Below are 12,573 nucleotides of genomic sequence, written 5' to 3'. Positions count from 1 at the left end.
CGATCGTGGCATGGACGTCTTCCTGCCACTCATCCTCGCGCTCGGCGGCGTGGTCGTCGGGGTCGTCGGCTACCTCGGTCTCACCGAACGGTTGCCGCGCAACCGCTTCGCGGGTCTCCGAACCCCCGCGACCATGAGCAGCGACACGGCGTTCCGGGCCGCCAACAAGGCCGCGGGGCTGCCCACGGTCGTCGGTGGCGGCATCGCGGTGATCGGTGCGGTGGTGGCGTGGTTCGCGCCCACCGACGGCGCGCTGCTCGCCGTGGTCATCGCGACCGGCGTGGGGATGCTGCCGCCGTTGGTCTTGGGCGTGGTGCGGGGTTCCCGCGCGGCGCGGGAGGACCCGCGCTAGGAGTGCCCGGGTTGCCGGTCGACTTGGGCGGGCTTGAGGACACTCCAGGAGATCTGTCGTGATCCCGTCACGGCACAGACGCGACGCAGGAACCGCTGCCGCTCGCCTTCAGGACGAGGCGCGGTTGCTTCAGGGGAACGCCCGATCGCGGACATGGCGGAAAGGTTCTCGCACCGGTGGAGCGCAAAACCAGTGCGACAATCCGACTCCACCCCAACGGCGCAACCGGCCCCTCCGGTGGTCACTCAGCGCGTCCACTGCGATGATTCCGCCATGAGCTTCACGGCTGTCTGGCCGATCACCGACGAGCACGACGCCGCCGCGGCGGACGGGATGACCGTCGCCACGCCGGAGGACGTCGACACCCTCCTGGCCCGCCTGGCCGAACCCGGCGCGGGCCCGGCCGTGATCGAGCACCAGGACCGCGGGTCGATCACCGACACCGAGGGCCTGCTCGGCGCGCCGGGCAGCGCGCAGCTCCCGGACCACGACGTCACCGCCGCCGTGCACCAGGGCTACGGCTACCTCACCCACGCCGACCCGGACCACGACTACTCGACCCTGGCGGGCGACCCGGCGTCACCGGAGCACCGCTCGGAGCACGTCGACTACCCGGCCGGCGCGGGCGTCCCGGTGGAGGTGCTGGCGGCGGCGCTGAAGGACTTCCTCGCCACCGCTCGACGGCCCGGGTCGGTCACCTGGCAGGCCGCCTGACCGCCGGCGCCGGGTGGGAGACCCGGACGTTCGCCTCGACGTACACGGCGACGTTGCGTGACGTCGACACGAGCACCGGGGCCGGCGCGCCGGGCACGACCACCGGCCCGTCCCGGTCGAACGGCAGCCCCGTCCACTCCCGCCACCGCGCCGGCGTCGCCTGCACGGTGGACGAGCACCACGCGATGCCCTCGACCCGTCCCCCGGCCCGCACGCGGGTCCGCAGCCACCGGTCCGCGGGCAGCCCGTCCGCCCGGGTCCGCGCGGCGTGCTCCGCCATCGACACCTCGGGCTCCTCGGCCTCGTCCGGCGGCGGCCTGAGCGGCACCAGGAGCGCCGAGAGGCCGGCCGCCGCCGCGCGCATCGCGGCCAGCACCTCGCCGGACAGCCCGCCGCCCCCGGACCAGCGAGGCCGCGAGGTCGCCCCGCACGAACCGGGGTGAGTCGGCCGGGTAGGGGATGCCGCAGACCGCTTCGGTGAGGTCGGGGCGGGATGCGAGGGGTGACCGCGTGACCCCCGCATCCCGCACCCCCGCGGTTCAGGGCACGGCGTTCGCCGCGACCGCCGCGGTCAACGCCTCCTGCCAGTGCCGCAACGGCGTCAGGCCCGCCTCCGCCCAAGCCTTGCCGGACAGCACGGAGTAAGCCGGGCGCGGCGCGGGGCGGGGGAAGTCGGCCGTCGCGCACGGGCGCACCCGCTCCGGGTCGAGGCCCAGCTCGGCGAAGACCGCGCGGGCGAACCCGCACCACGTGGTCTCACCGCCGCCGGTCGCGTGCAGCACCCGGGACGGCGAGCCGCCGGACGACACCAGCGCCGCCAGCTCCAGCAGGCCGTTCGCCAGGTCGAGCGACCACGTCGGCGAGCCGAGCTGGTCGTCCACAACGGACAGCGTGTCGTGCGTGCCCGCCAAGCGCGCCATGGTCTTCACGAAGTTGTTGCCGTGCTCGCCGTAGACCCACGCCGTGCGCACCACCCACGAGCGGTCCCAAGTGGACAGCACGCGCTCCTCGCCGCCGAGCTTGGTCCGCCCGTAGACCGACTTCGGCCCGGTCTCGTCGGTCGGCTCGTACGGCCGCGCGCCGTCGCCGGGGAACACGTAGTCGGTGGACACGTGCAGCAGCGGCACGTTGTGGTCGCGGCAGCTCCTGGCCAGGTGCTCCGGGCCGAGCGCGTTGACCTCGAACGCCCGGTCGGCGTCGGTCTCGGCCGCGTCCACCGCCGTGTAGGCCGCCGTGTTCACCACCACCGGCCGGACGCCGGCGTCACGGGCGGTGGCGGCGAACACGGCCACCGCGTCCGCCACCGCCGCCGAGTCGGTCAGGTCCAGCTCGGCCGACGACGGCGCGTGCACCAGGCCGTCGGGGTGCGCCGCCGCGACGACGTCCTGCCCGAGCTGGCCGCGGCCGCCGGGCACCAGGAGTGCGAGCGCCATCAGCCGGCCAGCGCGGCGCGCTGCTTCAGGGGCTCCCACCACGCCCGGTTGTCCCGGTACCACCGCACGGTGGCCGCCAGGCCCTCGGCGAAGTCGACCCGCGGCGCGTAGCCCAGCTCGGTGCTGATCTTGGTGATGTCCACCGAGTAGCGCCGGTCGTGGCCCTTGCGGTCGGTGACGGGCTCGACGGAGGAGTCCCAGTCACGCCCGGTGGCGTCCAGCAGGCGCTCGGTGAGCTCCCGGTTGGTCAGCTCGGTGCCGCCGCCGATGTTGTAGATCTCACCACCGCGACCGCCCTCCAGCACGAGCTGGATGCCGCGGCAGTGGTCGTCCACGTGCAGCCAGTCGCGGACGTTGAGCCCGTCGCCGTACAGCGGCACCTTCTTGCCGTCCACCAGGTTGGTGACGAACAGCGGGATGACCTTCTCGGGAAACTGGTACGGACCGTAGTTGTTCGAGCACCGGGTGATGCTCACCGGCAGCCCGTGGGTCCGGAAGAACGACCGCGCCAGCAGGTCGGACGACGCCTTGGACGCCGAGTACGGCGAGTTCGGCTCCAGGATGTGGTCCTCGGTCCACGAGCCCTCTTCGATCGTGCCGTACACCTCGTCGGTGGACACGTGCACGAACTTCGCCACGCCGGCCTCCAGCGCGCCCTGGAGCAGCACCTGGGTGCCGAGCACGTTGGTCAGCACGAAGTCGGCCGAGCCGGAGATCGAACGGTCCACATGGGACTCGGCGGCGAAGTGCACCACCACGTCGGTGCGGCTCATCAGGTCGGCGACCAGCTCGCGGTCGCAGATGTCGCCCCGGACGAAGGTCAGCTTCGGGTCGTCCGCGACGGGTGCCAGGTTCGCCTCGTTGCCCGCGTAGGTGAGCTTGTCCAGCACCACCACCTCGGCGTCGGCGTAGGCCGGGTACGCGCCGCCGACCATCTCCCGCACGTAGTGCGAGCCGATGAACCCGGCCCCACCCGTTACCAGTACGCGCATGCTCTGTGTCCTCCTGCCAGCGGTTGCCCATCGCAGTCTGTCACGGGGGATAACCGTGCAACCCACCTGGTTGTTACAGCGTCTCCCGTATAAGAGGAATGTGCCGCGCGGTCGACCACCGCGCCACTAATCTCGACCAGGCAGCCTGAGCGCACGGGGGAGGCAGGCAGTGGACTCCAGTCCGCCCAGAACAGCCGGTGGATCGGCTGCTCTCCGTGTCCTCTCGCTCACCGGTCGTTCCTTGCTCGCCCTGGTGTCGGCCGCTGTGCTCATCGTCACGTGGTACGGCTGGTACTACCTCGGCGACGTCAACGAGGGCGTGACGACGACCGACGTCATCCCGTCCGCCGTCACCGAGGAGGCGAACGGCGTAGCGCGCAAGCCGCTCGACGGCGCGATCGACATCCTGCTGGTCGGCGTCGACAGCCGCACCGACGCCCAGGGCAACCCGCTGTCGGACGAGGTGCTGGCGCTGCTCAACGGCGGTGTGGCGGACGGCACGCTGAACACCGACACGATGATCCTGGTGCACATCCCGCAGGACGGCACGCGAGCGGTGGCGATCTCGTTCCCCCGCGACGCGTACGTGGAGATCGCGGACGGTTTCGGCAAGCACAAGCTGAACTCGGCGATGGCCAGGCAGAAGAACGACACCGCGCAGCGGTTGCGCGAGGAGGGCGTCACCAGCGAGGCCCGCATCGAGCTGGAGTCGACGCTGGCGGGCCGCAAGACGTTGCGCAAGACGATCGAGGGGCTGACCGGCGGCGCCGTCACCGTCGACCGGTACGCCGAGGTCAACCTGGCCAGCTTCTACGAGGTCACGAAGGCGCTCGGCGGGGTCGAGGTGTGCCTGAACCAGGCGACCAGCGACCGCGACTCCGGCGCCGACTTCCCGGCGGGCAGGCAGACGATCCAGGGCGCGCAGGCGCTGTCGTTCGTGCGCCAGCGCGGTGGGCTGCCCGGTGGCGACCTGGACCGGATCGTGCGGCAGCAGGTGTTCATCGGGGCGCTGGCCCGCAACGTGCTGTCCACCGGCACGCTGACCGACCTCGACAAGCTCGACCAGCTGCTGACGGCGGTGAAGAAGTCCGTCGTGCTCAGCGAGGGGTGGAACCTCACCGAGTTCGCGGCGCAGATGCAGGGCCTGGCGGGCGGCAGCATCCAGTTCCGGACCATCCCGGTCGGCGACCCGGTGGACACCTGGACCGACGGCAACGTGCTGCCGGTCGACCCGGCGCGGGTGCGGGACTTCATCAAGGGCCTGGCGACCGACGGATCGCCGTCGAGGTCGGGGTCGACCAGCACCACGACGACGCCGGCCGGGCCGCCGAACTCGGCGATCACCGTGCACGTCTACAACGCGGCCGGGGTCAGCCGGCTGGCGGCCACCGTGCTGGACACGCTGGTGGGGCAGGGGTTCAACCGCGGTCGGGCGGACTCCGGGCCGTACGCCGGGACGACCACCGTCCGGCACGCGCCGGGCGAGCGGGCGAGCGCCGACAAGGTGATCTCCGCCCTGGGCGGTAACGCCGAGGCGGTCGAGGACGACTCCGTGCCCAGGGGGCAGGTTCTGGTCTACGCCGGCGCGGACCGCGCGGTGCCGGACGGGTCGGACCCCGCGTCGGTCGACGTGCCGGGCACGACGACCACGACCACGACCCCGCCGATCACCGCCGACGGTGTGGTCTGCGTCAACTGAGAGCCCACCTCTCGGTGAACCGGGTCCTCCGACCGGCCGAAGGTGGTTAGCCTGATCGCCACACCCACCACGGAGGAGGAACGCCGGTGAAGGCCGCGGTGATCGCCGGACGCGTGCTCGTCGCGCTGCTGTCCGCGGCTGTCCTGGTGGCCGCCGGGGTCGGCTGGTCGACGTTGAAGCGCGTGCAGGACAGCGTGAACACGACGGACGTGCTGGCCGTGCTGTCGGACGTGCCGAACGCGCCGCCCGCCGACGACGGCGCCACCGACGTCCTGCTGGTCGGCAGCGACAGCCGCACCGACGCCCAGGGCACGCCGCTGCCCGACCACGTGCTGCGCCAGCTGCGCACCGAGGCGACGGACACGCTGAACACGGACACGATCATCGTGATGCGGGTGCCGCACGACGGCAGCAGGGCGCACGCCGTCTCCATCCCGCGCGACACCTACGTGACCATCCCGGACCACGGCGAGGAGAAGATCAACTCGGCGTACGGGGTGACCAAGTTCTTCACCATGGAGCGCTTGGCGGCCGAGGGCGTGTCCGACCTCGCCGAGCGCTCCAAGCGGGGCGACCAGGCCGGGCGGCGGGCGCTGGTGCAGGTGGTGCAGGAGCTGACCGGCGTCCGGGTGGACCACTACGCGGAGATCAACCTGTACGGGTTCTACCTGCTGACCGAGGTGATCGGCGGGGTGGAGGTGTGCCTGAAGCAGGCCACCTCGGACCCGGACTCGGGCGCGGACTTCCGGGCGGGCGTGCAGACGATCGCCGGTGGTGACGCGCTGGCGTTCGTGCGGCAGCGCAAGGGCATCCCGAACGGCGACCTGGGCCGGATCACCCGGCAGCAGGTGTTCATGTCGGCGGCGATGTCGAAGCTGCTGTCCGCGGGCACGCTGGCCGACCAGGCGCGGCTGTCCGGGCTGCTGGACGCGGTGAGCAAGTCGATCGTGGTGGACGAGGGGCTGGACCTGGCGACGTTCGCCGGCCAGGCGCGCGGGCTGGCGGGCGGGAACGTCGAGTTCGCCACCATCCCGGTGACCGGCGTCGGCGCCCGCAACGAGCGCGGCCAGAGCATCGTCACGGTGGACCCGGCGCAGGTGAAGGCGTTCGTGGCCGAACTGCTCGGCGAGAAGACCCCGAGCCAGGCGCCGACCCCGACGCCCACCAGCAGCACGCAGCGCTTCGGCGCCGACCGCCTGCTGACCCTCGACGGCCCCCGCCACCGGGCGGCGGCCCAGGCGGCCCCGACCTGCGTCGACTGACCGGCGGCGGTGGACGGACCCCGGTGGCCGGGGTGTGGCAAGGTTGGCCCATGACCGTCACGGATGCCCTGTTCGCGCCCCTGTTCGCGGCGAACCCCGGCCGTCCCCTGATCACGCACTACGACGACGCGGCGGGCACCCGGGTCGAGCTGTCGCGGGCCACCGTGCGGAACTGGGCGGCCAAGACGGCGAACTGGCTGCGCGACGAGCACGACGTCGAGCCGGGCGACCCGGTGGCCGTGCTGCTGCCCGCGCACTGGCAGACCGCGGGCGTGCTGCTCGGCGCGTGGTGGTGCGGCGCGGCGGTCACCGACGACCCGGCGGGCGCGAAGGTGGCGGTCGTGGCGCCCGGTGGCGAGGCGCCCGGCGCCCTGGTGACGGCGGTGGCGTCGTTGCACCCCATGGGGTTGGGCAGCGGCGCGGCGGTGGACTACAACGACGACGTGCGGGTGTTCGGCGACGACTTCACGCCGTGGGAACCGGTCGCGGGCAGCACGCCCGCCCTGCTCAAGTCCACTGTGGACGAGGTGGTCGAGGAGGCGCACCAGCGGGCGGCGACGCTGGGCATCACCACCGCGTCCCGCGTGCTGTCCACTGTGGAGTGGAGCCTGCCGGACGGCCTGCTGAACGGTTTCCTGGCCGTGCTGGCGGGCGGGGGCTCGCTGGTGCAGTGCGACAACTCCGCGCCGGACCTGCTCGCCACCCGCCGCGCCAGTGAGCGGACGACCCTGGACCTGGTCGGCTGACGGCTACGCCGGCTGCTCGACCCTGCGCCCCTTCACCAGCCGGGTGACGGACAGCGACCCGCCGTTGAACCCCAGCGCGAGCGCCGCCGCGCCCAGCACGAGCACGAGCTCGTAGCCGCCCTGGCCCAGCAGGCCGTTGGGCAGGTGCACGAGCACCAGCGCGCCGAGCATGTCGGCGGCCAGCAGCACGCCGACCACCGGCAGGGCGACGCCGAGGACGAGCAGCGCGCCGCCGGCCAGCTCGACGATCGCGGCGAACCACGCGGACACCGCCGGCAGCGGCACACCCATGCCCGCGAACGCCGTGGCGGTGCCGTCGAGCCCCCACTCGGTCACCTTCTGCCAGCCGTGGGCGATGAACACCACCCCCACAGCGAGGCGGCCGATGAGCGCTGCCACGTCCTTGAGCATCGCGTTCCCCTTCAGTCGACGGTCGGTCACCCTCGAAGTTATATGAAGTTTCAACAAGTTCGGCGGTGGTGGCGACGTCGACAGCGACTCGACAGCCCGGGGACCGCAGTGGCCGACCGCGCCTCCGTTCGGCGGCAACGTCCACCCATCGGGTTTGACGATCACGCTGAGGGGTTAATGAGCGGTTGACCTTCGTCGCGGGACGTGAACCGGATCGGTGGACATGCTGAGCTCCTACCTGGAGTCCGTTCGAACGGGCTTCGCGGCGTTCGTCGGCGTCGGCGCGCTGGTCCTGCTGCCGCTGGTCGCCCTGCACTACCACCGGTTCGGGCGGGTGGAGCCGCGGCGGGCCGTGGTGCTGTACGGGCTGCTGGCGTACGGGCTGGTGGCGCTGGCGCTGATCTTCCTGCCGTTCCCGACGGCGCTGGTGTGCGACGGGCAGCAGATGCTGTCCACCAGGCCGTTCCAGTGGGTCACGGACATGCGCAACAACATGGCGGCCAACGGCCGGTCCGGCCTCGGCGCGATGGCGACGTCGACCGCGTTCCTCCAGCAGGCGTTCAACGTCGCCCTGTTCGTGCCGCTCGGCGTGGTGCTGCGCAAGGCGTACCGCCGCGGCCCGCTCGCGGTGGTCGCGATCGGGCTGGGCATCTCGCTCGCGGTCGAGGTGGTGCAGTACAGCGGGAACCTGGGCGCGTACCCGTGCCCGTACCGCATCTCGGACGTCGACGACCTGATCTCCAACACCGCGGGCTCGCTGCTGGGCTGGATGATCGCGCCGGTCGCGCTGGTGGTCCCGGCGGTGCCGCACCCGGACGCGTCGACCGCCCCACCGGACACCGTCACCGTGCCGCGCAGGCTGATGGCCCTGCTGGTGGACGTGCTGCTGCTGGTGCTGGTCGCGTACGCCACCGGCGCCGGCCGCTGGTGGGTGGTCGGCCTGGCGGTGGGGGTGCGGATCGCGCTGCCCGCCGCGACCGGTGGCCTGACGCCGGGCAGCTGGCTGCTGAGGTACCGGCTGCGCCGCCCGGACGGCGCCCGGGCCAACCCGCTGCGGATCGCGTCGCGCGAGGTGCTGGGCGTGACGGGCCTGATCGCCTACGTGGCGCTGGCGCCGTCCGGCTGGTGGTTCGCGCTGGACCTGGCCGTGCTCGCGCTGGTCGTCCTGGGCGCCTTCGTCATCCCGGTGTTCCGCCGGGACCAGCGGGGCTGGCCGGACCTGGCCGCCGGCACCACCGCCCTGCCGACCGTTCACCCCGCGCGAACCCGCGAACCCGCACCGATCCCGAATTGACGGGGATCAATGCCCGGACGGGCTGCCGGCAGTCCCGATGGCCGAATTGGAGCGTCAGAAACAAGTGCCGGTGTAGGCCAGGGCCGAAGCCAGCATGTACCCGTAACCGAGGTGGGTGTTGTACTGGTCATAAAGGTTGCCCTGGTACCAGACGCCGGACGGGCTGGGCACGTTGAACTTGTCGCCGGTGATGGCGTAGCCGATGACCGACCCGCCGGGGCTGTTGCGCAGCGTCGCGCTGCCGGTCACCACGTACTGCCGGGTGCACTGGATGCCGACGTCGCTGGTCGTGGCCTCGACCGGCGCCGCCACCGCAACCGCGGAGGACATCGCGAACCCGACGCCCGCGGCGAGCGCGACGGCAGCCGTCCTGATGCTTTTCATGAGCCCTGCTTCCATTTCGGCATTCCCCGGTGGCCCGATCAGTCGAACCGAAACGCAACCGTAGGGCCAGTCCACACCGGGCACACTCGACCATCAGGGTAACGAACCGCTACGTTCCGTGATAAAGCACCGAAAATGTGCGGAATTCCGCATCGACGCACACCGGTCGCCATTCACGGGGAGAACAACGAACACGGGGTGGGGACGGCACGACCGAGCGGCCCGCCGTCCCCACCCCGTGGTGAAGATCCTCGATCTAGCCCTTCAGCAGCGACCGCGACATCACGACGCGCTGGATCTGGTTCGTGCCCTCGTAGATCTGGGTGATCTTGGCGTCGCGCATCATGCGCTCCACCGGGAAGTCGCGGGTGTAGCCGGCGCCGCCGAACAGCTGCACGGCGTCCGTCGTCACCTCCATCGCCACGTCGGACGCGAAGCACTTCGCCGCCGCCGTGATGAAACCGATGTCCGGCTCGCCCCGCTCGGCCTTCGCCGCGGCCACGTAGACCATGTGCCGGGCGGCTTCGACCTTCATCGCCATGTCGGCCAGCATGAACTGGACGCCCTGGAACTCGGAGATCGACTTGCCGAACTGCTTGCGGTCCTTCACGTAGGCGATGGCGGCTTCCAGGGCGCCCTGGGCGATGCCCACGGCCTGCGCGCCGATGGTCGGCCGCGTGTGGTCCAGGGTGCGCAGCGCCGTCTTCAGGCCGGTGCCCGGCTCGCCGATGATGCGGTCCGCCGGGATCGTGCAGTTCTCGAAGTGGATCTCACGGGTCGGCGAGCCCTTGATGCCGAGCTTGCGCTCCTTCGACCCGACGACGAAGCCGGGGTCGTCCTTGTGCACGACGAACGCCGAGATGCCCTGCGACTTCTTCGGCGCGTCCGGGTCGGTCACGGCCATCACCGTGTACCAGGTGGACTCGCCCGCGTTGGTGATCCAGCACTTGGTGCCGTTCAGCACCCAGTGGTCGCCGTCGAGCCGGGCCCTGGTGCGCATCGACGCCGTGTCCGAGCCGGCCTCGCGCTCGGACAGCGCGTACGACGCCATCGCTTCGCCCGAAGCGATGGACGGCAGCACCTGCTGCTTCAGCGACTCCGACGCCGACAGCAGGATCGGCATCGTGCCCAGCTTGTTCACCGCCGGGATCAGGGACGACGACGCGCACACGCGCGCCACCTCCTCGATCACGATGCACGTCGCCACCGAGTCGGCGCCCTGGCCGTCGTACTCCTCGGGCACGTGCACGGCGCCGAAACCGGCCTTGACCAGTGCGTTCAGCGCTTCGACCGGGAAGCGCTCCTGCTCGTCGACGTCGGCCGCGTGCGGCGCGATCTCCTTGTCCGCGAGCGACCGGACGGCGTCGCGCAGCGCCTCGTGCTCCTCGGCGAGCTGGTAGGTACCGAAGCTCGGGTCCACGTTAAGTTACCTCCCGGTAGGGCGTCCTACCCGGATGTTAGCGCGCGTTCACTCAGTTGTCCGCTGTGCCGTCCGCTACAGCCCTCAGCGCCGCGTCCTTCGCCAGCACCAGCTCGGCCAGCGACGCCTGGAACTCCGCCATCCGCTTGCGCAGCTCCGGGTCGGACGCCGCCAGCACCCGCACGGCCAGCAGACCGGCGTTGCGCGCGCCGCCCACCGACACCGTCGCCACCGGCACGCCCGCCGGCATCTGCACGATCGACAGCAGCGAGTCCATCCCGTCCAGGTACTTCAGCGGCACGGGCACGCCGATCACCGGCAGCACCGTCGCCGACGCCACCATGCCGGGCAGGTGCGCCGCGCCACCGGCGCCCGCGATGATCACCTGGACCCCGCGCGACGCGGCCGACGACGCGTAGTCCAGCATCCGCTGCGGCGTGCGGTGCGCCGAGTACACGCCCACCTCGTAGCTGACGTCGAACTCCGCCAGCGCCTCGGCCGCGGCCTTCATCACCGGCCAGTCCGAGTCGCTGCCCATGATCACACCGACCTGCGTCACCGCTTCCCCCCGTGGATGTCGTACCCGTCCAGCCACACGCCGTCGGACAGCCAGTGCGCGGCCAGCCCGGCCCGCTCGCGCACCTCGTCCATCCGCTCGCCGAGCAGCGTCACGTGACCGATCTTGCGCCCCGGCCGCTCCGCCTTGCCGTACAGGTGCACGTGGGCGTCGGGGAACCGGGCGAACAGGTGGTGCAACCGCTCGTCCGGCCCCATCTCGGGCGGCGACGACGCGCCCAGGACGTTGGCCATCACGACGGCGGGCGCGACGAGGTCCGTCGCGCCGAGCGGGTAGTCCAGCACGGCCCGCAGGTGCTGCTCGAACTGCGACGTGCGGGCGCCCTCGATGGTCCAGTGGCCGGAGTTGTGCGGGCGCATCGCCAGCTCGTTGACGACCAGCCCGTCCGCCGTCTCGAACAGCTCCACGGCCAGCAGCCCGACCACGCCCAGCTCGTCCGCGATCCGCAGGGCCAGCTCCTGCGCCTGCTCGGCGGGCCCGTCCGGGGCCGGGGCCAGCACCTCGACGCAGATCCCCTCCTGCTGCACGGTCTGCACCAGCGGCCACGCGGCGCCCTGGCCGAACGGCGAGCGCGCGACCAGCGCGGACAGCTCGCGGTGCATCGGCACGCACTGCTCGACCATCAACGGCGTGCCGGCGTCCAGCAGCTCGGGGACGACCCGCTGCGCGCTCTGCGGCGTGTTCAGCATCCACACGCCGCGGCCGTCGTAACCGCCGCGCACCGCCTTGAGCACGCACGGCCACCCGTGCCGCGCGCCGAACTTCAGCACGTCGGCCGTCTCGGCCACGGCGGCGAACGGCGGCACCGGCACGCCCAGCTCGGCCAGCCGCACCCGCATGACCAGCTTGTCCTGCGCGTGCAGCAGGGCGTCGGGGCCGGGGAACACCTTGACGCCCTCGGCGACCAGCGCGCGCAGGTGCTCCTGCGGCACGTGCTCGTGGTCGAACGTGACGACGTCGCACGACTTGGCGAACGCGCGCAGCGCGTCCAGGTCGGTGTGCTTGCCCAGCTCCACGTCGCGCGCGACGAGCGCGGCGGGGTCGGCGTCCGACTCGGCGAGCACCCGCAGCGACTGGCCGAGCGGGATGGCGGCCTGGTGCGTCATGCGGGCGAGCTGGCCGCCGCCGATCATGCCGACGGCGGGGAGGCGGGTTCGGGAGTCCACGGTTTCGTGATCCTACCTGCACAAACGCGATGCTCCGGACCGGCCTCCGGGCAGCGGTGCAGGAAGCCCCGCGCGCCTCCCCGGGCGCGCGGGACCCCCTCGGCAGGGCCACCGCCGGGTGAC

General features: G+C 72.1%; 14 protein-coding genes. 6 read left to right on the top strand and 8 right to left on the bottom strand.

Annotated features, from left to right (window positions below):
• Nucleotides 1–10 precede the first annotated feature (10 nt).
• Both AB0F89_RS11480 and AB0F89_RS11475 read left to right on the top strand, forming a co-directional pair.
• Entirely contained in the window at nt 11–352 is a 342-nt protein-coding gene (locus AB0F89_RS11480) for an SdpI family protein (RefSeq protein WP_367135306.1), read from the top strand.
• Between the two features lie 273 nt (nt 353–625).
• Nucleotides 626–1,066 carry an Imm1 family immunity protein gene (locus AB0F89_RS11475; RefSeq protein WP_367135304.1) on the top strand — a complete coding sequence of 147 codons (441 nt, stop codon included), beginning with the start codon at nt 626–628 and terminating at the stop codon, nt 1,064–1,066.
• Here the strand turns inward: AB0F89_RS11475 and AB0F89_RS11470 are convergent.
• The 3 genes from AB0F89_RS11470 to rfbB form a co-directional block, all read right to left on the bottom strand.
• Nucleotides 1,047–1,430, bottom strand: a complete 384-nt coding sequence (locus tag AB0F89_RS11470) for a hypothetical protein (RefSeq protein ID WP_367135302.1) — start codon at nt 1,428–1,430, stop codon at nt 1,047–1,049. The two genes, AB0F89_RS11475 and AB0F89_RS11470, sit on opposite strands and share 20 nt — an antisense overlap.
• Nucleotides 1,431–1,605: 175 nt before the next feature.
• On the bottom strand, nt 1,606–2,499 hold the full coding sequence (gene rfbD, locus AB0F89_RS11465; protein WP_367135300.1) for a dTDP-4-dehydrorhamnose reductase: 894 nt from the start codon (nt 2,497–2,499) through the stop codon (nt 1,606–1,608).
• A complete protein-coding gene (rfbB, locus tag AB0F89_RS11460) occupies nt 2,499–3,491 on the bottom strand; it encodes a dTDP-glucose 4,6-dehydratase (RefSeq protein WP_367135298.1) in 993 nt (330 codons plus the stop codon). Before rfbB ends, rfbD begins: the two co-directional genes overlap by 1 nt.
• A gap of 253 nt (nt 3,492–3,744) precedes the next feature.
• On the opposite strand from rfbB, the gene AB0F89_RS11455 reads away from it, so the two are divergent.
• From AB0F89_RS11455 to AB0F89_RS11445, 3 genes are all read left to right on the top strand, one after another.
• The gene (locus AB0F89_RS11455) at nt 3,745–5,190 is read left to right on the top strand and encodes an LCP family protein (RefSeq protein ID WP_367135296.1); all 1,446 of its coding nucleotides are present in this window, start codon (nt 3,745–3,747) and stop codon (nt 5,188–5,190) included.
• An 86-nt stretch (nt 5,191–5,276) separates the two neighbouring features.
• Nucleotides 5,277–6,452, top strand: a complete 1,176-nt coding sequence (locus AB0F89_RS11450; RefSeq protein ID WP_367135294.1) for an LCP family protein — start codon at nt 5,277–5,279, stop codon at nt 6,450–6,452.
• A 50-nt stretch (nt 6,453–6,502) separates the two neighbouring features.
• The gene (locus AB0F89_RS11445) at nt 6,503–7,198 is read left to right on the top strand and encodes a TIGR03089 family protein (RefSeq protein ID WP_367135292.1); all 696 of its coding nucleotides are present in this window, start codon (nt 6,503–6,505) and stop codon (nt 7,196–7,198) included.
• A 3-nt stretch (nt 7,199–7,201) separates the two neighbouring features.
• On the opposite strand, the gene AB0F89_RS11440 is transcribed toward AB0F89_RS11445, so the two are convergent.
• Nucleotides 7,202–7,609, bottom strand: coding sequence for a DoxX family protein (locus tag AB0F89_RS11440; RefSeq protein ID WP_367138826.1), 408 nt, complete (start codon nt 7,607–7,609; stop codon nt 7,202–7,204).
• Between the two features lie 223 nt (nt 7,610–7,832).
• Here AB0F89_RS11440 and AB0F89_RS11435 point away from each other — a divergent pair, with 223 nt between their 5' ends.
• Entirely contained in the window at nt 7,833–8,903 is a 1,071-nt protein-coding gene (locus AB0F89_RS11435; RefSeq protein ID WP_367135290.1) for a VanZ family protein, read from the top strand.
• A 54-nt stretch (nt 8,904–8,957) separates the two neighbouring features.
• Here the strand turns inward: AB0F89_RS11435 and AB0F89_RS11430 are convergent, their stop codons facing one another.
• The 4 genes from AB0F89_RS11430 to AB0F89_RS11415 form a co-directional block, all read right to left on the bottom strand.
• Nucleotides 8,958–9,287 carry a hypothetical protein gene (locus AB0F89_RS11430; protein ID WP_367135288.1) on the bottom strand — a complete coding sequence of 110 codons (330 nt, stop codon included), beginning with the start codon at nt 9,285–9,287 and terminating at the stop codon, nt 8,958–8,960.
• A gap of 256 nt (nt 9,288–9,543) precedes the next feature.
• Entirely contained in the window at nt 9,544–10,707 is a 1,164-nt protein-coding gene (locus tag AB0F89_RS11425) for an acyl-CoA dehydrogenase (RefSeq protein WP_367135286.1), read from the bottom strand.
• Between the two features lie 52 nt (nt 10,708–10,759).
• On the bottom strand, nt 10,760–11,266 hold the full coding sequence (purE, locus tag AB0F89_RS11420; protein ID WP_367135284.1) for a 5-(carboxyamino)imidazole ribonucleotide mutase: 507 nt from the start codon (nt 11,264–11,266) through the stop codon (nt 10,760–10,762).
• Nucleotides 11,263–12,450 (bottom strand): 5-(carboxyamino)imidazole ribonucleotide synthase, encoded by a 1,188-nt coding sequence (locus AB0F89_RS11415; RefSeq protein ID WP_367135282.1) that lies wholly within the window; start codon nt 12,448–12,450, stop codon nt 11,263–11,265. Before AB0F89_RS11415 ends, purE begins: the two co-directional genes overlap by 4 nt.
• Nucleotides 12,451–12,573: the final 123 nt, after the last annotated feature.

This window comes from Saccharothrix sp. HUAS TT1 (assembly GCF_040744945.1).
GTDB lineage: Bacteria > Actinomycetota > Actinomycetes > Mycobacteriales > Pseudonocardiaceae > Actinosynnema.
This window is presented reverse-complemented; position numbering and strand designations above follow the sequence as displayed.

What these genes read in the sequence shown, in the direction of transcription:
- AB0F89_RS11480 (WP_367135306.1), top strand. Translation starts at nt 11, where the DNA reads ATGGACGTCTTCCTGCCACTCATCCTCGCGCTCGGCGGCGTGGTCGTC.
- AB0F89_RS11475 (WP_367135304.1), top strand. Translation starts at nt 626, where the DNA reads ATGAGCTTCACGGCTGTCTGGCCGATCACCGACGAGCACGACGCCGCC.
- AB0F89_RS11470 (WP_367135302.1), bottom strand. Translation starts at nt 1,430, where the DNA reads ATGCGCGCGGCGGCGGCCGGCCTCTCGGCGCTCCTGGTGCCGCTCAGG.
- rfbD (WP_367135300.1), bottom strand. Translation starts at nt 2,499, where the DNA reads ATGGCGCTCGCACTCCTGGTGCCCGGCGGCCGCGGCCAGCTCGGGCAG.
- rfbB (WP_367135298.1), bottom strand. Translation starts at nt 3,491, where the DNA reads ATGCGCGTACTGGTAACGGGTGGGGCCGGGTTCATCGGCTCGCACTAC.
- AB0F89_RS11445 (WP_367135292.1), top strand. Translation starts at nt 6,503, where the DNA reads ATGACCGTCACGGATGCCCTGTTCGCGCCCCTGTTCGCGGCGAACCCC.
- AB0F89_RS11440 (WP_367138826.1), bottom strand. Translation starts at nt 7,609, where the DNA reads ATGCTCAAGGACGTGGCAGCGCTCATCGGCCGCCTCGCTGTGGGGGTG.
- AB0F89_RS11435 (WP_367135290.1), top strand. Translation starts at nt 7,833, where the DNA reads ATGCTGAGCTCCTACCTGGAGTCCGTTCGAACGGGCTTCGCGGCGTTC.
- AB0F89_RS11430 (WP_367135288.1), bottom strand. Translation starts at nt 9,287, where the DNA reads ATGAAAAGCATCAGGACGGCTGCCGTCGCGCTCGCCGCGGGCGTCGGG.